The 23,477-nt window shown below is 58.2% G+C and carries 20 protein-coding genes; 9 read left to right on the forward strand and 11 right to left on the reverse strand.

Going from position 1 to position 23,477, the window contains the following annotated elements:
• Positions 1-6: 6 nt before the first annotated feature.
• The 3 genes from ABIT76_03380 to dxs are packed head-to-tail and all read left to right on the forward strand — an operon-like array spanning position 7 to position 3,912.
• A complete protein-coding gene (locus tag ABIT76_03380; protein ID MEO7932181.1) occupies positions 7-1,740 on the forward strand; it encodes a glycosyltransferase family 39 protein in 1,734 nt (577 codons plus the stop codon).
• Positions 1,740-2,006 (forward strand): exodeoxyribonuclease VII small subunit, encoded by a 267-nt coding sequence (gene xseB, locus ABIT76_03385; GenBank protein ID MEO7932182.1) that lies wholly within the window; start codon positions 1,740-1,742, stop codon positions 2,004-2,006. The genes ABIT76_03380 and xseB overlap by 1 nt, the downstream gene beginning before the upstream one ends.
• Entirely contained in the window at positions 1,990-3,912 is a 1,923-nt protein-coding gene (gene dxs / locus ABIT76_03390; GenBank protein MEO7932183.1) for a 1-deoxy-D-xylulose-5-phosphate synthase, read from the forward strand. The genes xseB and dxs overlap by 17 nt, the downstream gene beginning before the upstream one ends.
• A 2-nt stretch (positions 3,913-3,914) precedes the next feature.
• On the opposite strand, the gene ABIT76_03395 is transcribed toward dxs, so the two are convergent.
• The 3 genes from ABIT76_03395 to ABIT76_03405 are packed head-to-tail and all read right to left on the reverse strand — an operon-like array spanning position 3,915 to position 7,092.
• Positions 3,915-5,132, reverse strand: coding sequence for an ABC transporter permease (locus ABIT76_03395; protein ID MEO7932184.1), 1,218 nt, complete (start codon positions 5,130-5,132; stop codon positions 3,915-3,917).
• Positions 5,129-5,869, reverse strand: coding sequence for an ABC transporter ATP-binding protein (locus ABIT76_03400; protein ID MEO7932185.1), 741 nt, complete (start codon positions 5,867-5,869; stop codon positions 5,129-5,131). The genes ABIT76_03395 and ABIT76_03400 overlap by 4 nt, the downstream gene beginning before the upstream one ends.
• Positions 5,866-7,092 (reverse strand): efflux RND transporter periplasmic adaptor subunit, encoded by a 1,227-nt coding sequence (locus tag ABIT76_03405; GenBank protein ID MEO7932186.1) that lies wholly within the window; start codon positions 7,090-7,092, stop codon positions 5,866-5,868. The genes ABIT76_03400 and ABIT76_03405 overlap by 4 nt, the downstream gene beginning before the upstream one ends.
• A gap of 87 nt (positions 7,093-7,179) precedes the next feature.
• On the opposite strand from ABIT76_03405, the gene ABIT76_03410 reads away from it, so the two are divergent.
• Positions 7,180-8,979, forward strand: coding sequence for a sulfurtransferase (locus ABIT76_03410; GenBank protein MEO7932187.1), 1,800 nt, complete (start codon positions 7,180-7,182; stop codon positions 8,977-8,979).
• Here ABIT76_03410 and ABIT76_03415 read toward each other — a convergent pair.
• Together ABIT76_03415 and ABIT76_03420 are read right to left on the reverse strand one after the other, a co-directional pair.
• On the reverse strand, positions 8,976-11,012 hold the full coding sequence (locus ABIT76_03415; protein MEO7932188.1) for an MASE1 domain-containing protein: 2,037 nt from the start codon (positions 11,010-11,012) through the stop codon (positions 8,976-8,978). The two genes, ABIT76_03410 and ABIT76_03415, sit on opposite strands and share 4 nt — an antisense overlap.
• A gap of 99 nt (positions 11,013-11,111) precedes the next feature.
• The gene (locus ABIT76_03420) at positions 11,112-11,558 is read right to left on the reverse strand and encodes a gamma-glutamylcyclotransferase family protein (GenBank protein MEO7932189.1); all 447 of its coding nucleotides are present in this window, start codon (positions 11,556-11,558) and stop codon (positions 11,112-11,114) included.
• A gap of 159 nt (positions 11,559-11,717) precedes the next feature.
• Between ABIT76_03420 and ABIT76_03425 the strand changes: the two genes are divergently transcribed.
• Both ABIT76_03425 and ABIT76_03430 read left to right on the forward strand, forming a co-directional pair.
• Entirely contained in the window at positions 11,718-12,134 is a 417-nt protein-coding gene (locus ABIT76_03425) for an NlpC/P60 family protein (protein MEO7932190.1), read from the forward strand.
• A gap of 55 nt (positions 12,135-12,189) precedes the next feature.
• On the forward strand, positions 12,190-12,381 hold the full coding sequence (locus ABIT76_03430; GenBank protein ID MEO7932191.1) for a hypothetical protein: 192 nt from the start codon (positions 12,190-12,192) through the stop codon (positions 12,379-12,381).
• Here the strand turns inward: ABIT76_03430 and ABIT76_03435 are convergent.
• A complete protein-coding gene (locus ABIT76_03435; protein MEO7932192.1) occupies positions 12,350-12,946 on the reverse strand; it encodes a DNA-3-methyladenine glycosylase I in 597 nt (198 codons plus the stop codon). The two genes, ABIT76_03430 and ABIT76_03435, sit on opposite strands and share 32 nt — an antisense overlap.
• A 94-nt stretch (positions 12,947-13,040) precedes the next feature.
• Between ABIT76_03435 and ABIT76_03440 the strand changes: the two genes are divergently transcribed.
• Together ABIT76_03440 and ABIT76_03445 are read left to right on the forward strand one after the other, a co-directional pair.
• Positions 13,041-13,400 carry a DUF2237 domain-containing protein gene (locus tag ABIT76_03440; GenBank protein MEO7932193.1) on the forward strand — a complete coding sequence of 120 codons (360 nt, stop codon included), beginning with the start codon at positions 13,041-13,043 and terminating at the stop codon, positions 13,398-13,400.
• A 1-nt stretch (position 13,401) separates the two neighbouring features.
• Positions 13,402-14,061: a type II secretion system protein gene (locus ABIT76_03445; GenBank protein ID MEO7932194.1), complete on the forward strand. Its 660-nt coding sequence runs from the start codon at positions 13,402-13,404 to the stop codon at positions 14,059-14,061.
• Here the strand turns inward: ABIT76_03445 and ABIT76_03450 are convergent, their stop codons facing one another.
• From ABIT76_03450 to ABIT76_03460, 3 genes are read right to left on the reverse strand one after another with little or no spacing between them, the layout of a single operon-like run.
• Positions 14,062-15,420 (reverse strand): DUF2851 family protein, encoded by a 1,359-nt coding sequence (locus ABIT76_03450; GenBank protein ID MEO7932195.1) that lies wholly within the window; start codon positions 15,418-15,420, stop codon positions 14,062-14,064.
• On the reverse strand, positions 15,417-16,958 hold the full coding sequence (locus tag ABIT76_03455) for a TIGR03790 family protein (GenBank protein ID MEO7932196.1): 1,542 nt from the start codon (positions 16,956-16,958) through the stop codon (positions 15,417-15,419). The genes ABIT76_03450 and ABIT76_03455 overlap by 4 nt, the downstream gene beginning before the upstream one ends.
• Positions 16,959-16,967: 9 nt before the next feature.
• Entirely contained in the window at positions 16,968-17,750 is a 783-nt protein-coding gene (locus tag ABIT76_03460; protein MEO7932197.1) for an MBL fold metallo-hydrolase, read from the reverse strand.
• On the opposite strand from ABIT76_03460, the gene recN reads away from it, so the two are divergent.
• Entirely contained in the window at positions 17,745-19,445 is a 1,701-nt protein-coding gene (gene recN / locus ABIT76_03465; GenBank protein MEO7932198.1) for a DNA repair protein RecN, read from the forward strand. The genes ABIT76_03460 and recN overlap by 6 nt on opposite strands.
• Before the next feature lie 154 nt (positions 19,446-19,599).
• Here recN and ABIT76_03470 read toward each other — a convergent pair whose 3' ends face one another.
• Positions 19,600-20,937 carry a S41 family peptidase gene (locus tag ABIT76_03470; GenBank protein ID MEO7932199.1) on the reverse strand — a complete coding sequence of 446 codons (1,338 nt, stop codon included), beginning with the start codon at positions 20,935-20,937 and terminating at the stop codon, positions 19,600-19,602.
• A gap of 62 nt (positions 20,938-20,999) precedes the next feature.
• Positions 21,000-23,462, reverse strand: a complete 2,463-nt coding sequence (locus tag ABIT76_03475; protein MEO7932200.1) for a transglycosylase domain-containing protein — start codon at positions 23,460-23,462, stop codon at positions 21,000-21,002.
• Positions 23,463-23,477 lie beyond the last annotated feature (15 nt).

Raw genomic sequence — 23,477 nt, forward strand, 5'->3', positions numbered from 1 at the left:
CTATTCATGGCTTCCTCCGCTGAAACTTCCGTCCAAGGCCTCGTTCACAATCTCGAACACGGCTCCCTCGCCTCGATCATACGGCGCACGTTGCTCATCGTGGCCGTGCTGGCGGTGGCGACGATCTATATTATCTACAAATTTCGCGGTCTGGAGCATGGCATGGGCATGGATCAGGCCCAGATCGCCCGGGAAATCGCCCGCGGTCATGGCTTCGTGACGCAGACGATTCGACCGCTGGCCGTGGCGCAGTTGGAGGATCACAACAAACCGATCAGCGGCTTTAGCTTTCCCGATACGTATCACGCTCCGCTCAACCCGCTGGTCGAAGCGCCGCTGATGCTTTTCGTTAAATCGGGCTGGAATACGGAGGCGAAAAACCAGGAAATCATCTACGCGGGCGACAAGCTGGTGGCGATCCTGGCGCTGGTGTTTTTCATGCTGGCGGTAACGGTGAACTACTTCACGGCGCGGCGGCTGTTCGATGAGAAACTCGCGGTTATCGGGACCGGACTCACGCTCGTCTGCGACATGTTTTGGAAGTATTCCATGTCGGGTCTGCCGCAAATGCTGATGCTCCTGATCTTTAGCGGGATTGTGTATTTGCTCGTCCGGGCCATCAACGCGCAAGCCGAGGGACGCGCCTTTGGGCTGACTTTGAGCGGAATCGGAGTGCTGTTCGGGCTTCTGCTACTGACGCACGGATTGACGATATGGATATTGCTCGGCTTCGTGGCGTTTGTGGCTGTGGCTTTCACGCCCCGGGTGATTAACGCGCTGCTCGTGCTGGCCGTGGCGCTAGTGATTTATTCGCCGTGGGTCGTCCGCAATATCAAGGTTTCCGGCGCGCCATTCGGAGTTGCACCCTATTCACAGCTCGACGAGGTGAAGCAAAGCGAGGCCGCCTGGATGCGCCAGCCGACTACGACACTTGGGATCAGCGTCTCGTGGTTTCGCACCAAGATCAGCGAGCAGACGTTCCATCAATCCGGCAAGCTGCTCATGATGCTCGGCTCCAGTCTGGCCGCGCCGATGTTTTTCGTGTCGCTCCTCCACCGCTTTAAGCGAAATGAAACTGCCGCCCTGCGCTGGGCGTTGCTGTCCATGTGGCTGTTCGCGTTCCTCGGGATGACCATCGCCGGGCAGAACGAGGATTTTATTTCGCCGAACCAACTGCACATTCTCTTCGTCCCGATGATGATTTTCTACGGAATGGCCATGCTGCTCATTCTCTGGAGCCGACTTGAAATTGTCTTTCCGTATGCCCGCGCGGCGTTCATCAGCGTCATCTTTCTCGGCTCCAGTGTGCAGCTCATTCTCACGCTTTTGCCCAAGGGAAATGGCAGCGCCTTCGTCTGGCCGCCGTATGTGCCGCCGATCATCGCCTTTCTCAATCGCTGGATGCAGCCCAATGAAATCATCGCTTCCGACATGCCCTACGCCGTCGCTTGGTATGCGGATCGCAAAAGCATCTGGCTCCCAAATTCAGTGGAGGATTTTAATGCGCTGAACGACTACAACCAGCTCCAGATGCCGATCAATGGACTCTATCTCACTCCGGTCACCAGCCGGCTTGGACTTTTCCCCAACGTCGCCGCTGGTGAATACAAAGAGTGGTCGGGACTGATCCTGCGCAACACCCAATCGCTAGCAAAGTTCCCCTTGAAAGCCTTCGTTCCCCTGCCCCTCGCCGGTGAATGCATCTTCTATAGCGACCGCGATCGCTGGAGCAAAAGCTAATGGCCACCACCGCACCCAAACCCGCGCCGCCGGCCACCACTTTTGAGGCCGCCATGGAGCGCTTGGAAAATATTGTCGCGCAAATGGAGTCCGCCCAGATGCCGCTCGACGAATTACTAGAACGCTACGAGGAAGGCACCCAGTTGATCGCTGTCTGCCAGGAAAAACTCAAAACCGCCGAGCAGCGCATCGAAATCGTCACCCGCAAAGCCACCGACCCAGCCACTCCTTCCAAAGAATCCAACAACGATGTCAGCCTCTTCTAGTTCCCACATTTCACGCCCGCTCCTCGATAAAATCCAATCGCCCGCCGACGTTAAATCGCTCGACGAAAATCAGCTCCCCCAACTCGCGCAAGAGATTCGCGATGAACTCATCGACGTTCTTTCCGAGACCGGCGGCCACCTTGGGCCCAACCTCGGCGTTGTCGAGCTGACCATCGCGCTGCACCGGGTTTTCAGCACGCCGGAGGACAAATTCGTCTTCGACGTTTCCCACCAGGGTTACGTCCATAAACTGCTTACCGGCCGCCGCGACCGCATCCACACGATCCGTCAATATGAGGGCCTCAATGGATTCTTACTCCGGTCAGAAAGCATCCACGACAGCTACGGCGCGGGCCACGCGGGAACCGCCATTTCCGCCGCACTCGGCATGGCGGTCGGACGCGACATGCGTGGCACCAGCGAGCACGTCGTGGCGGTGGCGGGCGACGCCGCGTTTACCTGCGGGACGAGTTACGAGGCACTCAACAACGTCTCCGACCAGACCCGGCGCTTCATCGTGGTGCTCAACGACAACGAGTGGTCCATCGCGAAAAACGTCGGCGCCATCGCAGGTTATCTCAACAAAATCACCACGCACCCGACCTACGCGCATCTACACGAGAAAGCGGCTAAATTCATCAGCGCCATTGGCGGCGAAACCGTCCGCAACCTCGCCAAAAAAGCCGAGGCCGGAGTCAAAAACCTCGTCGTTCCCAGCGTGATTTTTGAGGATCTCGGGTTCCGTTATTATGGCCCGATTGACGGCCACGACATTCCGACTCTGATTCGCACCTTCGAGTTTCTCAAAACCCAGGACGCGCCGGTTATTCTCCATGTTTTGACCAAGAAAGGCAAAGGCTACGCGCCCGCCATCGAGAAGCCCGACAAGTTCCACGGCCTCGGCAAATACGCCGTGGACAGTGGCGAAACCGTGGCCGCCGCCACTCCGACTTACTCCGAATTGCTCGGGCAGACGCTTGCCAAATTTGCCGACACCAACAATAAAATCGTCGGCATCACCGCCGCCATGCCGACAGGCACGGGTTTGATCGGATTCGCGCAGAAACATCCCGATAAATTTTACGATGTCGGCATCGCCGAGGAACACGCCGCCCTCTTCGCCTGCGGTCTGGCGACTCAAGGTTTCACCCCGTTTCTGGCCATCTACTCCACCTTCATGCAGCGTGCCTACGACATGATCGTTCACGATATATGCCTGCAAAATCTCAACGTCGCGCTCTGCATGGATCGCGCCGGACTCAGCGGCGACGACGGTCCGACGCATCATGGTTTATTCGACATCGGCTACCTGCGCCACATCCCGGGTTTGATCTTTATGCAGCCGCGCGACGAGGAGGAATTTGCCGACATGCTCTGGACCATGTCGCACCATCAAGACGGCCCGACCGCCATCCGCTATCCTCGTGGAGCCGGCACCGGAGCCAAGCCCAAGCCCACTCCGAAGCTCCTCGAAATCGGCAAAGCCGAAGTCGTGCAACCGGGCCGTCAGGTGGCGCTTTTCGGTCTCGGCAATATGTTCGAAGTCGCCGAAAAAACCGCCCGCCTGCTCGAAGCGGAAGGCATCTCGGTCGCCCTCATTAACCCGCGCTGGATCAAGCCGATGGACGTGACGACGCTGGAATTTTTTGCCCGTGGCTGCCAGGTGGTTTGCACGTTTGAAGACCACGTTTTGCACAATGGCTACGGCTGCGCGGTGATGGAACAACTCAGTGAAAGCGGCATCAAAACCCCAGTCGTCCGCATCGGCTGGCCCGACCAATTCATCGAGCACGGTACCATCCCGATCCTGCGCCAAAAACACGGCCTCACCCCCGAGGCCGCCGCCGCCAAGATCAAGCCGCACCTGCAAAACCAGTCACAGGCATTTCCGAAATCAGCCGCCTGATTTTACTCGTAGCGCAGGGCGTCGATCGGGTCGAGCGCGGCGGCTTTTCTGGCGGGATAGAATCCGAAGAAAATGCCCACGCCTGCGCTGAAGACGAAGGCTACCACGATGGACAACGGTGAGATCAGCGTGGGCCATTCGGCGAAGATCGAGAGCAGTTTTGCCGCGCCGACTCCGAGTAGAATCCCGATGATGCCGCCCATCGAACTGAGGGCCACGGCCTCGATCAAAAACTGGCTCATGATGTCGCGGCCATGGGCACCGACCGACATGCGAATGCCGATTTCCCGGGTGCGCTCGGTCACGCTGACGAGCATGATGTTCATGATGCCGATGCCGCCCACGAGCAGGGAAACACTGGCTATCGAACCCAGTAGTGCCGACATAATTCTCGAAGTCGCCGTGGCCGCCTCGGCGATTTCTTCCTGGTTGCGCACGGTAAAATCGTCGTCCTTGCCCGGTCCAATGCGGTGGCGCTGGCGCAGTAATTCCATGATCTGTTCCTGACCCGGAGCGAGTTGCGTAGCGCTGGTCATTTGGACGTTAATCCCACGGAGGTTTTTGCCGCCCGTCAGCCGTTTCATCGCGCTGGTGTAAGGCACAATCGCCACGTCGTCTTGATCGGTGCCGTTGACGTTAAATCCCTTCGGAGCAAGCAGTCCGGTGACGATGAAGGGCACATTTCCAATCCGCAAAATTTGCCCAACGGGCGACGCGCTGCCATAAAGCTGCGTCGAAAGCGTGCGTCCGATCACGACGACTTTGTTCGAGGAGCGCACGTCCTGTTCCGTGAATACCGCTCCCTCGATCAAGGGCCACTGGCGAATGTCGAAATAAGACGCCGACTCGCCGTAGATTTGCGTGAACCAGTTTCCGCCTGCCGCTGTGACCTGGCTGTTTTGCCGAATCTCCGGGCTGGTCGCCTTGACCCCCGAAACCTCGCGCTCGATGGCTTGCGCGTCCTCGATTTTCAACGTGGCACTGCCGCCCCATCCGGTTCTGAGTCCGCTCGAAGTCACGCTGCCGGGTGAGATCAAAATCAAGTTTTCACCCAGGCTGGCGATCTGCGATTCCACCTGCGCCTGCGCGCCGCTGCCGATGCCGACCATCGCAATCACCGCCGCCACGCCGATGATGATGCCGAGCGCGGTAAGGGTGGAGCGCATCTTGTTTCGGCGCAACGCCCGAAGGGCGATCTTCAAAATGGAAAACCACTTCATGGAACGGCCTCCAGTTTGCGAATCTCGTCCTCGGCGCGGGTACGATTTTTTACCAAAATATCCGTCAGCACATTGCCGTCACGCATCACGATATTGCGCTTGCACCAAGCGGCGACGTCCGGCTCGTGCGTGACCATGATGATCGTGATCCCACGCTCGTTGAGCGTCTGAAAAAGGCTCATGATTTCAATGCTAGTCCTGCTGTCGAGATTGCCAGTAGGCTCGTCGGCGAGGATAATTTCCGGGTCATTGATGAGGGCGCGCGCGATGGCGACGCGTTGTTGCTGCCCGCCGGAGAGCTGACTTGGATGGTGATCGAGCCGTTGGCCCAGACCGACGGATTCCAGCGCGGCGATGCCCTTTTCGCGCAGTGCGATGGAACTCAAATGGCGTCCGCCGTAGAGCAGCGGCAGCTCCACATTTTCGAGGGCCGAGGTGCGCGTGAGGAGGTTGAAGTTTTGAAAAACGAAGCCGAGTTTATGATTCCGAATGTCGGCTAGTTGATCGCGGTCGAGGCCCGAGACATCGACCTCATCGAGCAAATACCGGCCCGCAGTCGGGCGGTCCAGGCAGCCTAGGATATTCATCAAAGTCGATTTGCCCGAGCCGCTGGAGCCCATGAAGGCGACGAATTCGCCCGCGAAAATATCCAGCGACACACCGCGCACGGCCTGCACGGAGACTTCGCCGGTCTCGTAAGTCTTGTTGATTTTCTCCAGCCGAACGATGGGTTTCATCGCCCTCGCTGCCTCTGCCCACCGGTAAATGGATTCGGAGCGGCTGGTCCCTCTTTTTTGGATTTGGGTTGGATCATGCTCACGACAACCGGATCGCCTTCATTGAGGCCGGACACAACTTCGGTGCTCACGCCGTCGCTGATGCCGAGTTGGACTTCTTTCGGCTGCGGCTTGCTGGCTCCGGCGGGCAAAATGTAAACCGTCTGCGCACGTTTGCCGCCACCCCGACGCCGGCTACCGCCACCTTCGCGGCGTCCTCCTTCCGGCGGCTTGCCCGCTACGACGACGGGGGTTTCCTCCAAGCGAATCCTCAGGGCGGCGTTCGGGAGTTTCAGCACGTCCTGACGTTCCGCGACGAGGACGGAAACGTTGGCGGTCATGCCCGGCTTGAGCTTCAAATCTGTGTTGTCCACGCTGATGACTGTGTCGTAAGTCACCACATTCTGGACGGTGAGCGGTGCGTTGCGGACTTGAGTTACAGTCCCATGGAAGGTGCGATACGGGAACGCATCGACGGTAAAATCCACCTTTTGCCCGACTTCGACCGTCCCCACATCGGCCTCGGCGACGTTGGCGTCGATCTGCATTTTCGTGAGGTCATTTGCGATGGTGAACAAAACCGGCGCGCTCAAACTCGCCGCCACCGTCTGCCCGACATCGACGCTACGCGAGATGACGATGCCGCTGATCGGCGCGTTGATCGTGCAGCGAGCCAGATCGATCCGCGCTTTTTCCAGCGAGCCTTTTTTGATTTTGATCTGGGCTTCGGATTGATGGAGCGCCGCATCCGACGCATCAACCTCGGATTTGGCGGCAGAATTGATGGTTAATAATTTCCGCGTGCGTGCGGCATTCACCACGGCCAATTCGTGCGCCGCCTCGGCATTGGCCAGATCGCCCTCGGCAATAGACACAGCGGCTTGATACGTGCCGGGGTCGATTTGCGCGATGAGCTGGCCCTCTTTTACAGGCGTATTGAAGTCGGCCAGCAGCTTCTGGATGATGCCGGAGATCTGGCTGCCGACCTGGACGTTGAGCACGGGATTGAGCGTGCCGGTGGCGGTCACGGCCTGCGTGACGTCGCCTTTTCCAATCGGAACCGTGACGTAGGTGGTCGGCTCATCCTGCGTTGTACTCCAAAAATACCAACCCGCGCCAGCGATAGCCGCAATGACCAAAAACCACCAGACCCAGGATATGCGCGACGTCTTTTGAATACTCACAATTTAGTGCCAGAGCGAACCCGTCCGCCAGAGGAAAGTTGCGCACTGCACAGCGAGAAAGTGCTATGAAACTCCCCCGATCTGTGGATGCTTTCTTCCCCAATGCCCGCCATCACCAATATCGCCGCCTACCGATTTACCCGACTGGACGACTTGAAGTCGCTGCGCCAGCGCCTGCTCGATCAATGCCGGACCTGGGGGTTGAAGGGGACGATTCTGCTGAGCACCGAGGGGATCAATCTATTCGTCGCTGGCAGACGCGCCGAGATCGAAAAACTCGTGGCCGAGTTGCATTCGATTCAGGGCTTGGAAACGCTCGCGCCGAAATACAGCGAGAGCGACGACCAGCCATTTTCTCGGATGCTGGTGCGGATCAAAAAGGAAATCATTTCCTTCGGAGTCGAGGGCATCGATCCCGGAACGCGCACGTCGCCGAAGTTGCAGGCACGCGAATTGAAGCGCTGGCTGGACGAGGGCCGCCCGGTGACGCTGCTCGACACGCGCAACGATTACGAGGTGAAGCTGGGCACGTTTCGCGGCGCGAAGGTGCTGGAGATCGACCATTTTCGCGAGTTCCCTGATGCAGTCAGCCAGCTTCCCGACGAGCTGAAACAAACGCCGATCGTGATGTTTTGCACGGGCGGCATTCGTTGCGAAAAAGCCGGGCCCTACATGGAGCGCGAGGGTTTTCAAAACATCTTCCAACTCGACGGCGGCATCCTAAAATACTTCGAGGAAGTCGGCGGCGATCACTACGACGGCGAGTGTTTTGTCTTCGATCATCGCGTCGGAGTCGATCCGGCTTTGCAGGAAACGGACTCGGCGATTTGCTTCGTTTGCCAGACGCCGCTTGATCGAGACGACCAGCAGGATGCGCGGTTTGTGCCGAATCTGAGCTGCCCGTATTGCCATAAAAATTCCGATGAGGAAATGGCCGAGAACATCGCCCAGCATCAGGCGGCGATTCGAAAATACACGACTCCTCTGCCCGGCTCGCAGCCGTATCTGAACGAGCGTCCTCTGAACATACCGGCTGAGTACGATGGAACTCCGCTGCTCGATGTGCTCTGCGGCATTTTCCCGCACGTATCTGAAGACGAATGGTCGGAAATCGTGGACCGGGGAAGTTTTCGCGCACCGAATGGCGAGACAGCCACAGAGAATCAAATCGTGCGCGCCGGGGAACGTTACAGGCGGATCACGCCGGGCACAGTTGAACCGGAGGTGAACGCCGACATCCGCATTTTGTATGAAGACGAAGCCATTGTGGTCCTCGAAAAACCAGCACCGCTGCCGATGCATCCGAGCGGTCGCTTCAACCGAAATACGCTCCAGTTTATTTTGAATGCGGCTTACGCACCGCAGAAAATTCAGGCGGCGCACCGGCTCGATGCGAATACGACCGGACTCGTCGTTTGCACGCGCACGCGACATTTTGCGAAGCTGCTCCAGCCACAATTTGCCCGTGGCGAGGTGAAGAAAATCTATCTTGCCCGTGTGCAAGGCCATCCGGCGGAGGATGATTTTTTTTGTGACGCTCCCATTGGAATGGAAGTCGGCCCGGCGGGTTCGCGCGACATCGACGAGGCGGCGGGCCAGATGGCGCGAACAAATTTCAAGGTCGTCAGTCGAATGGAGGACGGCTCCAGTTTATTGGAAGTCGAGCCCGTGACAGGGCGCACCAATCAGATCCGGCTGCATCTGCGGACGCTGGGTTTTCCGATTTGCGGCGACGCGACTTATCTCGCAGACGGAACCACCGGAGAAACACAGACGCTCTCGCCCGATGCGCCACCGCTTTGTCTGCATTCGTGGAGGCTGTCGTTTCGTCATCCGCTGACAAATCTGCCAATACACTTCGAGGCCGCGAAACCGGATTGGGCCTAGCTCATCACTTCGCGGACTTTGACCATGATGTCCTTGGTCGTAAATGGCTTGGGCAGAAACGTGGTTTTTCCGGTGCCGGGCAGTTCGAGGCTGACTTCCTCATTGGTGAATCCACTGGTCAACACGATAGGCTGGTCGGGCTTGATCGAGCGAATGGCGCGGGCGACCTCGAAGCCAGTCATGCCCGGCATGATCCAGTCGATGATGACCACATCGATTTCCGGGACTTCAGCTTGGTAAATATCGAGCGCGGCGATGCCGTTGCTGGCGGAGAAGACTTTGGCACCGGTTTCGCGGAGGAGTTGGACTGTGATCTCACGAACCAGATCATCGTCATCGACCATTAAATAAGCCTCGCTGGTGCGTTCCAGCGCAGGAGCCGCGGGTAGCGTTTTCGTTTGTTCCGGCAAGGTGCGAACGGGCAAAAGGATGGTAATTTCAGTCCCTTTGTCGCGCTGCGAGACGACTTGCAATGTTCCCTGATGCGCGCGCACGATGCCGAGGACAAAGGCCAGACCCAGGCCGCGCCCGGTGAATTTTGTGGTGAAAAACGGCTCGAAGATCCGGTCCTTAATGTCGTCCGACATGCCCTCACCGTTGTCGCGAACGGTGAAATAAACGTAACTCCCCGCAGGCACCTGGAGTGAGGGCAGATTGTGGCGCGAATTGGCGTCGTCGATTTTTTTAATCCCTGTCTCCACCTCGATGAGACCGCTCCGTCCGTGATAAGCCTCGACCGAGTTGTCGATCAAATTTTGGAAGACTTGAAGAAGCTGATCCGGCTGGATATTCACTTGCAGAACTTCGGGAGAAAAAACGGTCTGCACGCGGATCTGGCGTGGCAGCACGGGCGTCATGGCAGCCAGATGTTTTTCCAGCCAATCGTTCAGATTCACCGCGACATCAGCGATCACGGTGTAGCCGGAAAAGGCGACCATTTGCTGGCAAAGTTCGGAAGCTTTGCGCCCGGCTTTCTCGATTTCGCCCGTGTGCTCCTCGACGAGCGGATTGCCTGGCAGCCGGAGTTTGAGAAGCTCGGCATTTCCCATGACGGCGGTGAGCAAATTATTAAAGTCGTGAGCAATGCCGCCAGCCATAATGCCCAAGCTTTCGTATTTCTGGGTTTCATGGAGCCGCAACTCGCTTGTGTGCAGAGCGAGGTTGGAGGCGATTCTTTCGGAAATTAGCGAGGCGACAAGCAGGGCGCTGAGACTGGAAACGACTTGGAACGTCTGCAAAATCCAGACATTTTCCACGACGGCCGCAACCCGGAATGGACCGGAAAAAGCCGCTACAGATTGAATCGCCACGAAACACACCAAGGCGCTGGCTGTGGCCGCGCCCCGCATTCCAAAACGCAGCGCGGCCCAGAGCAGAAATGGAAACGTGAGAAAGGCCAGCGCGGAATCCGACACCGGGCCGCCGAAATTGAAAACCGCCCGGCAGACCACGGTCAAACCGATGCCGAGAGCCAGGATTTCCACGATTTTATTTCTGGAAAGCGGCTCACGCTTCGGTTTCCACCAGGAGAGAATCAGAGGTGCCACGACCAGAATACCGAGCACGTCTCCCGACCACCAAGTGGTCCAGACCGAGGCCAGTTCTCTTCCTTCTGCTTTTTGCGCCAGCCATGCGGCAAGGGTGCCAAGCGTAGCTGCAATAATCGGGGCCAGCGCCGCGCTGAAGGCCAGCGCCACCACATCCCGCGAGCGATCCAGTTTGAGGTGAAATTTCGCGAGCCGGATCAGAAAAAGATAGGCTACGACCGCCTCCAAGGTGTTTCCCAGAGCGATGGTGGCGGTCACCGTCCACGGCAACTGTCGAAAATAAGCGGCTGTAACAACCCCAAGAACGATGCCCGGCAACGTCTTCCAGCCTTGCAAAAGCAGGAAGCACAAAGCCAGTCCCGCAGGCGGCCAGAATGGGGACACATACCCGGAAAGCGCGGCGGAAGTGAGCCCAAACCATCCTGCGGCGACATACATTCCTGCGAGTAGGAGCGTGCGTAGGATGTGTTGTGGGAGGTCTTTCATTCAGGAATAAAGGATCACGTGGCCATGGTTTAATGGATTACATCCATAGTTGCTTTTGAAGATTCAAAAAGCGAACCCAATCGTTTGAAAAGACGATAATCATAGCCAGTCGCCCGATCGGATGCGCTGCAAACCGGTAATCGCGCCTCGATACCAATAAATCCAAGCGGTGATTGTTTCCCCGTCTTCCATAGCAATGGAAGTCAGCTCACGGCGATATTCATAGGGCTCGGGATCGGTGGGAGCGCAGCCTTCATAAAGGTCGAGCGCGTGAATCTGGGTGGCGAAGTCGTCGAGTTCGTGGACGTCCCCAGAAACCCAGCCATCACCCGGTTCGACCGGAACTGCCCCAGGATAGTCGCCGAGATTGTAGAGTTGTGCGGAGACTTTTCCCCGTCCCAAAAGGCGTGTGCGACCGAGCAGAGCGGCTTTCCCGCTCGGGTCCGAGCGTTGCAGAGTTCCATAGACGAAAAGTCGCGTAATTGGCGCTTCGCTCAAATTTGAGAAGGATTTGACTTCCATTTCAATGGCAACATCGAACGTCATTGCCCTAGGTAAAGGCTTTTTACTTCGCTCCAATGCGTCGCATACTTGCGACGCGGCACGGCTCTAGCTCTATATAAATCTATGAAAGGTTTCTCCTCCAACTCACTTCGGGCCCTCCTCCTTTTGGCTGTGGCATTCTCATTGCAAGCTTGCTCCTCAATGTCCGGTCCGCGCGGCTCGGTCGCCTTTGGCCGGGCTCACGCTCCAGCCGAAGCGCCGTCGCCCGTGAAGGACGCCATTCACGCCGGCAACCGTATTGCGGGCAAACCCTACAAATGGGGCGGTGGCCACGGCAGTTTCGACGATTCGGGTTACGATTGCTCGGGCACCGTCAGTTACGCTTTGGGCCGGGCTGGATTGTTATCATCGCCGATGGATTCCAAATCTCTCATGAACTACGGCGAGAGCGGTCGCGGTCGCTGGATCACCATTTACGCCCGCAGCGGGCACGCCTTCATGGTGGTCGCCGGGATTCGCCTCGACACGACCGGCAACCGCGGCAACGACGGCCCCGGCTGGCGGGGAAATGCCCGTTCCCTGCGCGGCTTCGTGGCACGTCATCCTGCGGGTCTGTAAAATTTTCCTGCGAAATAAACTGGCCGTCGATGGCAGGCGCGACGAATCATTCGCCATGCTCAAACTACAACAAGGCCAAGTCTGGCAGCAGGGCGCGACTTACATCCGCATCACTCAATTGGAGCGGCTCTCGGTCGATTACAAAGCCATGGAAAGCCTCACCTCGGGTACCGGCAGAGTGCAGAAAGCGACTAAAAAAGAATTCTGCCGGATGATCAAAGGCGCCACTTTGCTGCCAGATTCCTAACCGGCTCGCGCCGAAAACAGGTCGCCGAATGGTCGTTCACCATGCCGACGGCCTGCATGAAAGCATAGCAAATCGTCGAGCCGACGAAGGTAAAGCCCAGTTTCTTTAACGCCCGGCTCATCGCATCGCTGGCCTCGCTGCGAGTGGGATAATCGCCCAAGTCGGTCCGGTTATTTTGTTGCGGCGTATTGTCGGCAAAGCTCCAAAGGTAGCGGGAAAACGCATCGAGATCGCCGCCGAACGCCTGCAACGCACGAGCATTTCGCACCACCGCCCGGACTTTGAGTCGATTGCGGATGATTCCCGGATTCAGCAATGCCGCCGAGATCGGCTCCTCCGTCCAGGCGGCGAGCTTGGCCGGATCAAAATTTTCAAAGATTTCCCGGTAAGCCGGGCGCTTGCCCAAGACTGTGCGCCAGCTCAGGCCGGCTTGCGCGCCTTCCAGGTTGAGCATTTCAAAAAGCAGCCGTCCATCGCGCACCGGCACGCCCCATTCCTCGTCGTGATACGCCTCGTAAAGCGCGTCTCTCGGCGGACACCACGGACAACGAATTTTTTCGCTCATGCGAATCGAGTCTAACTCGACTGTGTTCGCTGTAAATTCCGAAGCCGGGCAAATGGTTGATTGAATCCGCAATCCGCCTGACTATCTTGCGGCCATGCCCTCGAACGTCTTTGGCGACCCTCTGGAATGCTGCTGCAACAACCCGCTGACCGGTTACTATCGCGACGGATTTTGTCACACCGGACCCGGCGATGTAGGGTTGCACACGGTCTGCGTGGTGGTGACCGACGAGTTTCTGGAGTTTAGCCAAAGCCGGGGAAATGATCTGTCCACGCCGATGCCGGAGTATCAATTTCCCGGATTGAAAGCGGGCGACAAATGGTGTCTCTGCGTCACCCGCTGGGTTGAGGCCTTGGAGGAAAACATGGCACCGCAGGTCGTGCTCGCCGCAACCCACGCGAGCGCGTTGGAATTTATTAGTCTGGAAGAGCTACAAGCCTACGCCGTGGACTAACATGAAACTCCCTTCTCCCCGGAAGAAGCCATCCTTCGCCTTCTCGCTCATCGAGCTGCTGGTCGTCATGGTGATCATTGGCATTCTGGCCGCGACCCTTATTCCAGTTCTATCCAAAGCGAAGTCAGTGTCGAAGCAAAGCGCCTGCCTTTCTAACATGCGGCAGCTAGCCATCGCTTTCCATCTTTACACCGGCGACCACGACTACGATCTGCCCGGACGTGTAAATGTTCCCGGACAGGATAAATGGCCGAAGCTGCTCTACGAATATACCAAGACGACCAAGGTTTTTTCCGCTCCCGGAATTGAGGACAGCACGGGTGAAAGTCTCGACCTTCTCTCTAATGCCACTGATAACACAAGCTTCATCATGAATGGCTACAACGATCTCGGCGCCTACGGCAATCCCGACTTCCATATCAAGATCATCAGCATCCCCTCTCCCGCGCAAACGATTTTGTTAGGAATGCCCAAGGCCCACGATACTAACTTCTACATGGACTACAATGAGAACAACCACACGACGATTCTCAATCTGGAAGCTTACGGACTGGGCTCCAACTACGTGTTTGCCGACGGATCGGCGCGCTTTATCAAAGAGGCCGACTACCAGCCGATCATGTGGGCCGTGGACAAAAATTACACTGTGCCCGGGCAGTAGCTAGACAACTTCCCATTCGAGAACTTTCTTTGGAAAAGGACAGCGCGCGCAATCGGTGAGATCGCGCAGGCAGAAGTCCTCGTAGATTTGCAAAATGCCTTGCTGCTGGAGAATGTTAGTTTTCACATGACTAACATCGCTGCCGAAGAGTCGAAGAATGCCGGTTTTCAGCTTTCGATTTTCCAGCGGCTGCTGAATTTTGGCGAGCGAGCGCCAGTTGTTAGGCGAAGTGGAAAGCGACGCGGGCACGGCGACGTTGACTAACATTTCTAATATCCGGCTTCTGCCGAGAAGCGCGATGGGCGCGGCGGAACGGCGCGAACTGATGGTGTAATGCTCGCTCCAATAAGGATGTTGCAAACCACCCAGCACTTTTTCAAGTCGAGTTAGGGTGCTATCACGAAAGGCTTCCGAGACAGCCGGCCAGTTCTTCGCGATTAAACCCAGCGCAGCCAGACGGCGTTGCGGGTGATTCGCCGGACGCGAGCCGGTCAGTTTCCAAGCGGAGCGAGGCAAAATGAGGCGCTCCCAGCGTATGCGCATCGACCACCAGCGCTCCCAAAGGGCGCGTAGATATTCCTGTGTGTCGGGTGCGAATTTCCGCAGTGATGTGGCGTCGAGAAAACCGGCGCAGCCGAAGAGCAGCGAGTCGATGCTGGCCGGCTCGGCGCGAAGAGTTTGCAAACCGATGCGCTGGGCCAGCAATTCGAAGGGATTCTTGTTTTCCTTGTAGCCGAGCGTAATTGCCAGCGTCTGAAACAGCGCCTCGTCCCATCCATAACAAGAGGTTAGGCGCGCGAATGCCTCGGCCTTTTTCTGCAAACGAAAATGCGCCGCAGCCTCGATCAAGTTGGTTCTCACTTCCAATGGAATGGAAGTCAGCGGCGCGGCGCAGCGGCCTTGAATCGCGAGTGGAGGAACCACTGGAAGTCGCTCGTCGTCTGTTAGTTGGAGGCGCACTTGCGGGACGAATTTATTCTGCTCCGTGCGGGTGAAAAATTCTCCCGTTCCAGGCTCCAGAAAGAGATGCAACACGACATTGTTGAAGGCCGGATTGGTCGCGTGCCCGTGGTTTTCCCAATCCTTAAGATTGGTATCCAACTCGATGCTGCCGCGCTTGGGTTCTGCGTTGCCAAAGCGAACGACCGCCTCGCAAAAGTCCGGACCTGGCTCACGGTTCCAGACGCCGCGATGGATGATTTCCACTTTCCGCCCGTCAGTCGTATGGAACTCAACCGGAAATTTTCCAGCAAACCAGCGGGCCTGGATTTCCAACTCCGATAGCTTCGGGAGCAATGTTAGTCGCTCATCGACTCGCGACGACAAACTCCAGGGGGCATAAGCCTCCGCGGGCGTCATTTTACGGGAGTCGGTGAAGCTTCCGCTGGACTTGGACTTGGCAGGGCGGGTTCCAGCTCCAGCAAGTGCGTCATTAGAAAGGCCGAGCCGCTGTCGCCGCGAATCCGGGCTTCCGCGTCTTTCATCATAGTGAGGGCAGCGGCCTTGCGGCCTTTGTGCACCAGGAATTCACTGTAACTCCACGCCGCGCGCGCGATGTTATCGGACTCCTTGTATTTCTTGATAGCCTGCTGGAAAAGGTAGTCCGCCGCAGCATCGTCGCCTTCCGCCATCCGGCACTGTGCCCAGGCTTCTGCGGAGAATCCGGTGCTGAGTTCGACCAGATTATTGACCGCGCTTTTATGAAACCTCTCAAACTCCGCACCATAGCTAACTTCTGGATTATCGAGAATGGCATACGGACGATAGAGCGGATCGCCGACGGCCACATTCATCCACGACATCGTCCGTTGAGAGGCCCAGGCGCTTTCTGCAAACGTGTAGCCGCGCAGCAATCGCTCGCTGAAAATATCGAGATTGGCCGTAAGTGTTAGATACGGTTCATAGACGTTGCCTAGAACGGCGTCGGCTCCGCTGCTAATCAGGGGTCCGCACCAGCCGATCGAGCGGCTGCGCAGAGTCGAAGCGCTGTAGGAATGGATGTGACATGCGATGGCTCCAGGCACGAAACGCACACCGGCACCGGTGAACGCGCCCGCCATGTCGCCGTTGTACCAGCCGAAATAAATCGCGGTCTTCGGCATCGGAAATCCGGTGGGCAGGATCGGCTCGATGTTGTCGGTGAAGACGGGAAAACCGCGCTTGCGAAAGTTAGTACCGGCACCTTTCAACCAGTCGTCGCCGACCTTGTAGCCGGGCAACTCGGTGCCGCGCTGATCGATTAGAACCCAGCCAAAAAGCCCGTTGCTCTCGGCTCGCAGAGATTCGTCGATCATGCGCTTCACGTCATCCGGACTTGGGCCGTCGAGACGGCAGACGAGCATGTATTGCGGGAGTTCTACCGAGTCGAAGCGGTCGTAGTTTTCGTAGTAGGGATTGTTGAGTGGACCGGAAATTTGTTTGGTGAATTTACCCAGAACGGCGATTTCTGAATCTACCGAGCAGCCGTTCACGGGGCCAAAAGGAGTCGTCGTGTCGGGTTTGTCGCCGGGATAGCTAGTTTTCTCGCGGACTTTGAGCGGCATGCCGCGAATCAGGGCGACGTAGCGAATTTTGTTTTTGATGACCGCCGTGGGCGCAACCCGGTTGTCGCTCAGTTCCCACCAGTTGTTGGCGGTGAATGCCTCCCGCAATGGAATCGCGATGGTCGTATCGTAGTCGTCGCGGCTGATTTCCTCGCTTTCCGTCGGGCATTTCAGACCGAGAATTTGCTCATCGGGAATCCCGCGCCGCGCGGCGTAATAGCGGGCGAGCTGGGCAGAATCGGGGTCGTTGACGTTGTAGATGACCAGCGTTTTCGAGGCCAGCGACGGCGCGGCGGTCATCTCTCGGCTCCAGAGCACGGAAACGAGGATCGCCAGGCAGATGAGAAATCGCACGACGCGTTTCTAGACGGTGATCTTCAATCCGTCAAAGGCAACTCGCACGTCTTCGGGCAGTGTCGCCTCCGTCTCCTCGTGGCCGAGATCGTGGCAGAGATGGGTGAGCCAGGTGCGCTTCGCCCCGACCAATTTCCGAAACGCCAGCGCCTCCTCCAGATTCATGTGCGTCGGATGCGGGCGATGGCGCAGCGCATCGACGATCAGCACGGGCACGTCTTGCAGCGCGACCACAGTAGCGGCGGAAACCGTTTTGCAATCGCTCAGATAAGCCGCGCGTTTGACGCCATTTTGCGTCAGCAGATAGCCGAAAACATGGGCGCGGCCGTGCTTCACCGGGAGCGGAGTCAAAGTCGTATCACCTAGGAGAAACGGCGCATCGACGAGATGTTTTTCCGGTTTCACATAGCCGGGAAAAGTCGCCGTGCCATTGAATGCGAAGTCAAAGACCCGCTCCAAATCAGTCATCGTTTCCTGCGAAGCGTAGATCGGCATCGTGCCAGCGCGTGCATCGCAGAACCGCCGCAAATCGTCGAAACCCATGACGTGATCCGTGTGTGAGTGCGTGTAAACCACCGCGTCCAGCCAGCGGATTTTTTCCCTCAAGACCTGTTCGCGGAAATCCGGTCCCGTGTCCACCACCCAGGCGGCTTCGGGTGTTTTCACATAAATGGACGACCGGGTACGCTTGTCTCGCGGGTCCTTTGACTGGCAAACCGCGCAATCGCAGCCAATCATCGGCACTCCCTGCGAAGTCCCGGTGCCTAGAAAAGTAATCTCGATGGGTTGCATGATTTGGCCCGGCACACTTACAGTCTCCCGACCGTGCCCGCAATGCTCACCTCGCTTCGCATCCGCAATCTCGCCCTCGTCGAGGACCTCTCATGGCCGCTCGGGCCGGGTTACACCGCGATCACCGGGGAAACCGGCGCGGGCAAATCCATCATCCTCGGCGCATTAAAACTTCTCATCGGGGAGCGGGCCGACAAATCGCTCATTCGCTCCGGGGCCGACGCCTGCACAGTCGAAGCGGCTTTTTCCATCGAAAACCTATTGAAATGGAACTCCGCTCTGGCCGAACTCGGGGTCGAACCGTGCGAGGACGACCAGCTTCTCCTGAAACGCAGCTTCACCGCCGGCGGCGCAAATCGGCAATTCATCAACGGCAGCCCCACGACGCTCGCGGTGCTGAAAGTCCTTGGCGAGGACCTGGTCGATTTGCACGGGCCGCACGATCACCAGTCGCTTTTTTCCACGGCGCGCCAGCTCGCGATTCTGGATCAGTTTGCCGGAAACGACTTGGAAACTTATCGAGGTCTTTACGAGCGAGTGGCCGGGTTGCGCGGCGAATACGAGGCGCTTTCCACCAGCGAGGCGGCGGTCGCGCAGGAGATCGACCTCCTGCAATTTCAGAAAAACGAAATCGAATCCGCCGACCTCGATCCTGCTGAAGCCGCCGAGACCGAGGCGCGTTACGCCGCGATTTCCAACTCCCGCCGCCTGATCGAACTCGGTGCCGCCATTCGCAATGCGCTCACCGAGACGGATGACGCCGCCAGCGCCCGGCACACCGATGCGCAACGCCTTTTCCGCGACTTGGAACGGCTCGATCCGAGTGCGAGTGAAATGGCCGTGCGCCACACCGCCCTGGTCGCCGAGCTCGACGACATTGCCGTGGAACTCGATTCTTACCTCGCCAAACTCGATCTCGATCCGGATCAAATCGCCACGCTGGAAGATCGCGTGAATCTCCTGCAAACCCTGCGTCGAAAATACGGGCGCACCATTGAGGAAGTCATCGCCCACGGCGAAAACGTCGCCGCCCGCCTCGCCAAAATCACCGGTCGCGACGCCGAGCTGAATCGATTGGAACTCGAATTGAAAAAGGCCGAGGCCGCTCTCCAAGACGCCGGGGCCAAACTCACCAAGAGCCGCCAGAAAGCCATCGCCCCCCTCTCCGCCGCCGTCACCACGCAACTGCGCGATCTGGGTTTCCGCCAGTCGAAGTTCGAGATTACGCTCGTCCCCTCTGCCGCCGCCCGTGCGACTGGGTTTGAGACGATTGAGTTTCAGTTTGCCCCGAATCCAGGGGAACCGATCCAGCCGTTGCGCGCCATCGCGTCCAGTGGAGAAATTTCCCGCGTCATGCTGGCGATCAAGACGGCGCTGGCCAGTCAGGACGAAGTGGCGCTGCTGGTTTTCGACGAAGTGGATGCGAACATCGGCGGCGAGATTGCCCATGCGGTCGGAGAGAAAATGGCCAGCCTCGGCCAGCAGCATCAAGTGCTCACGATCACGCATTTACCCCAAGTCGCGGCGCGTGCCGGGGAGCATTTCGTCGTCTCCAAGGAAGTCCGCGACGGGCGGACCCATTCGACCCTAACTCGACTGGAAGCAGATACTCGCCTCACCGAAATTGCCCGAATGCTCGGAGGACAATCCAAGTCCGCCCTCGAACACGCCGCGACGTTATTGCTAGTGAATTGAAACTCCACTGTTTTCGGGAGCGCACGCGTCTCGCGTGTTCCGGCGGACGTCTCGTCCGATGGCTTGGACGAGCCCTTTCGCGAGACGCAAAAGGGAACACGCGAGACGCGTGCGCTCCCGAAGAAAGCTCTCATTAGAGCCTAAGCAGTATTAACTATTCCGCCGGAGTTGGGCTGGCGGCGGGCTCGGGTTTAGTTTCGAGCTTGGCGACTTGGGTGTAGATGAGGACGCCTTTGAGGGCGTCGATGGCGCGATCCATTTGCGGGTCGTCGAAGTTCTCGACGTTGGCCTGCTCTTCGAGGCTGAGTTTGTCCTCCCGGCGCGACATCACGAGCGTGCGCTCCTGCTCTGGAGTCATGGTGGAAACGATGGTCGGCGTAATGCCGTGCTCATGGATGACTTGGCGGCCAGGGGTGTAATATTTGGCGGTGGTGAGTTTGACCGCAGAGCCGTCCTGCATCTGGATGACGCTCTGGACGCTGCCTTTGCCGAAGGTGGTTTCGCCAACGATGACGGCCCGGTTGAGGTCTTTCAGGGCTCCGGCCAGAATCTCGGCGCCGCTGGCGCTGCCGCTGTTCACAAGGACGGCGAGCGGGGTCTTGGTGTCGGGTTTTTCAATGCCCGAAGTGCGATACTCACGGCGTTGCGAGGCGGCACGGCCCTCGGTGTAAACGACCATCTGGTTGGCGGACAAAAACTGGCTGCAAACATCAACCGCGCTGGTAAGGAGCCCGCCCGGGTTGTGCCGGAGGTCCACGATGAGCGCCTGCATCCCCTGTTCGCGGAGGCGGGCGAGTTCCTTTTGCAGGTCGCCAGCGGTCGGCTCGTTGAATTGCGTGATGCGGACGTAGCCGATTTTGTAGCCGTCGGTGAGGTCGGGTTTGACGAGTTTCGCGTCCTTGATGCTGGCGACTTTGATGACGGTGCGAATGAGGTCGAAGTCCTTGATTTCGTGGGTCGAGGCGCGGGAAATGGTCAGCCGGATCGGTTTTCCGGGATCGCCCCGAAGGAGGTTGATGGCTTCAGACAGCTCCAGTTTCTCGGTGCTTTCGCCATCGATGCGGAGAATCTGGTCGCCGGGAAGAATGCCTGCCTTGAAGCTGGGCGAATCCTCCATCGGGGTGACGACGGTGAGCAGGCCACCCTTGAAGGAAACGACAATGCCGAGGCCGGTAAACTCGCTTTTGGTGTCGCTCTGCATGTCCTTGAAGTCGGCTGGCGGCAGGAATTGCGAGTGCGGGTCGAGCGAGGTGAGCATCCCCTGAAGCGCGTCGTAGGTGAGGTCTTTGTAGGCGATTTTTTTCTCATCCACGTAGTCCTGGCGGATAAGTTCCAGCGCACGGGCAAAGACAGTCATGCTGTCGTAGGCGGTGTCTTTGTCGGCCGGTTTTTCCGGGGGTTTTTCCACGGGCTTTACGGCGGGTGCGCCGATGGAAAGCAGCGGGGCAAATGCCAGAAAAACGGTCACCGGTCCTAGGGACGAAAGTTTCATCAGCCAGATGATAGCACAAAGCCCTCGCCTGACGAAAAATTTCCCTGGGCTGCGGCCTGATTCTACTGCAAGTCCAATGGAGGCGGCGGCTCCATGTTCAGAGTTGGCTCGGCGGCAGCACGGTCGAGCGGACGAACGGGCTCGGCCCGCATGACTTGGAGCGGAGTGGGAGCGGCATTCGGATCGGTGCCAGGCAGGGCGAGACCAGTGGCAGGATCGACGCCGGTTACAGGTTCGGCCCGAGGCACGGTTGAGTTAAAGGGATCTTCGGTGCCGATCAGCGCGGGGCCTTTCATGGGGATGGGCTTCACATCGCTGGTGTTGGTCGCGAGCTGGGCGACGGGCACTTTTCCGCTGTTCGTCATCATGGGAACGGTCGTTCCGGTGCCGCCGTGAACGAAGCAGGTGCCCTTCGGCGTTTGCTCGGCGGAGGAGAATTCGTAGAACGTCGTTCGCTGGCGCAGACCCTGCGCGTCGGTCTTGAAGCAATCACGAGTGGCAGGCAAACCGGAGGCTTTGCAAACTTCGATGCGCTCGATGTTGGCCGGACGCTGGATCGGCTGCGGCGGGTGGGTCGAGAGCGAGGCGTTCATGATCGCGCTCCAGACGGGCAGCGCGATTTTGTTGCTGAACGCACCGCGATAGATCGTGCGGCGTTTGTCGAATCCAGCCCAGACACCGCAAGTAATTTCGCTGTCGTAGCCGACGAACCAGGCATCGGTGAAGTTGTAGGCCGTGCCCGTTTTTCCACCGCCGGGGAAGCTGCGCAACTTGTAATCGGCGACAGCGTTGGCCGCGGTGCCTTCCTCCAGAACGTCACTTAGAAACGAATGGATCTCGAATGCTACGGCTGGCGTGGTGACTTTTTTTCGAGTCGGAGTCGCCTGGTAAATGAGCGTGCCGTCCGCCTCCTCGACGCGGGAAATGATATACGGAGCCGATGGACGATAGCCGCCCTCGGGGAAGATCGTGTAAGCCATCGTCAACTGCGCGAGCGTGACCTCACTGCTGCCGAGGTAGGTGGCCGGAAACTGCCGCATCGGCGCGTCCATGCCGGCTTCCTTGGCAAAGGCGACGACTTTTTCCAAGCCCACATCGAGTCCGAAGCGAACGGTGGCGGCATTCTTTCCCTGCGAAACGGCCCGGCGCGCAGGAATGAGCCCCTCGTATTGCGAGTCAGCTCGCTCGCTGCCCCATTCGCCCAAAATCCCGGTGAAACCGCCGATCATCACCTGGCGGTTGTCGAGTGCGGAATCATCCACCAGCGTGCCGGGGAAAATCTTGTCCGCAAAACCCGCCGCAAAAACGAACGGCGTAAAAGCCGTGCTCGGCGGACGCAACCCATCGGTCGCGCGATTGTAAACGCTGTCGCCGTAATCGCGCCCGCCGACCAGGACCAGAATGCCGCCCGTCCGCGAGTCGAGCGCATAGACCGCACCCTGCAAGTAATCCGGCTGATCCTCGGGCTTCGCCGGTGCACCCTCGGCGGCAGCGGGCTGATTTTTCCTCGCGGCCTTCCAGTCGGCCATCGTGGGATTGGAATAACCGGGCGTCGTCTCCACGCGGGCGAGTTCCCTGGAAAGCGATTCCTCCGCCACTTTCTGCAAATCGGCGTCGATCGTCGTGTAAATCTTGTAGCCCGCGCTGGCGGCGGCATCGAAGTCGAGGTCGGTCGTCAGCCGCTGGCGAATCAGGTCCAGCGCATACGATTGTCCCCGACTGGACGACCGCCGCGGACGCACCCGGAAGCTGAGCAAATGCGCGTCGTCAAATTGCTGCTTGTTGATTTTTCCAATCTCCAACATGCGTCCGAGAACGAAATTGCGCTCCTGCTCCGCGCCCTTCGCGTTGCGCCAGGGCGAAAGCATGTTTGGGCCCTTCAAGAGTCCCGCCAAAGTCGCCGCCTCGCCGAGGGAAAGATCCGCCGCCGCTTTCCCGAAGTAACCTTTCGCCGCCGCCTCGCAGCCGTAAAGTCCGCCGCCGAAATAGACGCGGTTCAGGTAAAGCTCCATGATTTTGTCCTTGGAGAAATTTTCCTCGATGCGTTTCGAGAGATAGATTTCGACGATTTTTCGCTCGTAGGTGCGTTCGCGCAGCTCGAAGCTGTTGCGGGCCAATTGCTGCGTGACCGTGCTCGCGCCCTGCCGGATTTTACCCGCCTTGTAGTTCTTCAGCGCCGCTCTCGCCATGCCCATGTAATCGACGCCGCCGTGCTCGTAGAAACGGTTGTCCTCGGCGGAAATGACCGCATCAACGAGGTTTTTTGAGATGCGCGAGAACGGCACGACCTCGCGATTTTCCACGAGAACCTTGCCGATTTCCTTGCCGTTGCGGTCGTAAATCGTGCTGGCGTTCTCCATTTTCGAGAGCTCATTGAGATCAAACTCGCCTGCTTTTTTAACGTAAATGCTCTGCCAATAGAGAACGAAGGCCGCGACGCCGATGCCTATGATGACAAAGAAACACGCGGTGTAAATGAACCACGGTCGCGCGTAGAAGGGAGGGGTCGGCTTGTAATCCCACATAGATAAAGGAGGCCT

It is taken from the genome of Chthoniobacterales bacterium (genome assembly GCA_039930045.1).
Classification (GTDB): domain Bacteria; phylum Verrucomicrobiota; class Verrucomicrobiia; order Chthoniobacterales; family DASVRZ01; genus DASVRZ01.

Excerpts from the sequence above, each read along its gene's own strand:
- ABIT76_03475 (MEO7932200.1), bottom strand. The coding sequence starts at position 23,462 with ATGTGGGATTACAAGCCGACCCCTCCCTTCTACGCGCGACCGTGGTTC.
- ABIT76_03400 (MEO7932185.1), bottom strand. The coding sequence starts at position 5,869 with ATGAAACCCATCGTTCGGCTGGAGAAAATCAACAAGACTTACGAGACC.
- ABIT76_03415 (MEO7932188.1), bottom strand. The coding sequence starts at position 11,012 with ATGAAAGACCTCCCACAACACATCCTACGCACGCTCCTACTCGCAGGA.
- ABIT76_03450 (MEO7932195.1), bottom strand. The coding sequence starts at position 15,420 with ATGACGCCCGCGGAGGCTTATGCCCCCTGGAGTTTGTCGTCGCGAGTC.
- ABIT76_03410 (MEO7932187.1), top strand. The coding sequence starts at position 7,180 with ATGCTTTCTTCCCCAATGCCCGCCATCACCAATATCGCCGCCTACCGA.
- ABIT76_03435 (MEO7932192.1), bottom strand. The coding sequence starts at position 12,946 with ATGAGCGAAAAAATTCGTTGTCCGTGGTGTCCGCCGAGAGACGCGCTT.
- dxs (MEO7932183.1), top strand. The coding sequence starts at position 1,990 with ATGTCAGCCTCTTCTAGTTCCCACATTTCACGCCCGCTCCTCGATAAA.
- ABIT76_03380 (MEO7932181.1), top strand. The coding sequence starts at position 7 with ATGGCTTCCTCCGCTGAAACTTCCGTCCAAGGCCTCGTTCACAATCTC.
- ABIT76_03425 (MEO7932190.1), top strand. The coding sequence starts at position 11,718 with ATGTCCGGTCCGCGCGGCTCGGTCGCCTTTGGCCGGGCTCACGCTCCA.
- ABIT76_03470 (MEO7932199.1), bottom strand. The coding sequence starts at position 20,937 with ATGAAACTTTCGTCCCTAGGACCGGTGACCGTTTTTCTGGCATTTGCC.
- ABIT76_03430 (MEO7932191.1), top strand. The coding sequence starts at position 12,190 with ATGCTCAAACTACAACAAGGCCAAGTCTGGCAGCAGGGCGCGACTTAC.
- ABIT76_03420 (MEO7932189.1), bottom strand. The coding sequence starts at position 11,558 with ATGACGTTCGATGTTGCCATTGAAATGGAAGTCAAATCCTTCTCAAAT.
- ABIT76_03440 (MEO7932193.1), top strand. The coding sequence starts at position 13,041 with ATGCCCTCGAACGTCTTTGGCGACCCTCTGGAATGCTGCTGCAACAAC.
- ABIT76_03445 (MEO7932194.1), top strand. The coding sequence starts at position 13,402 with ATGAAACTCCCTTCTCCCCGGAAGAAGCCATCCTTCGCCTTCTCGCTC.
- xseB (MEO7932182.1), top strand. The coding sequence starts at position 1,740 with ATGGCCACCACCGCACCCAAACCCGCGCCGCCGGCCACCACTTTTGAG.
- ABIT76_03460 (MEO7932197.1), bottom strand. The coding sequence starts at position 17,750 with ATGCAACCCATCGAGATTACTTTTCTAGGCACCGGGACTTCGCAGGGA.
- ABIT76_03395 (MEO7932184.1), bottom strand. The coding sequence starts at position 5,132 with ATGAAGTGGTTTTCCATTTTGAAGATCGCCCTTCGGGCGTTGCGCCGA.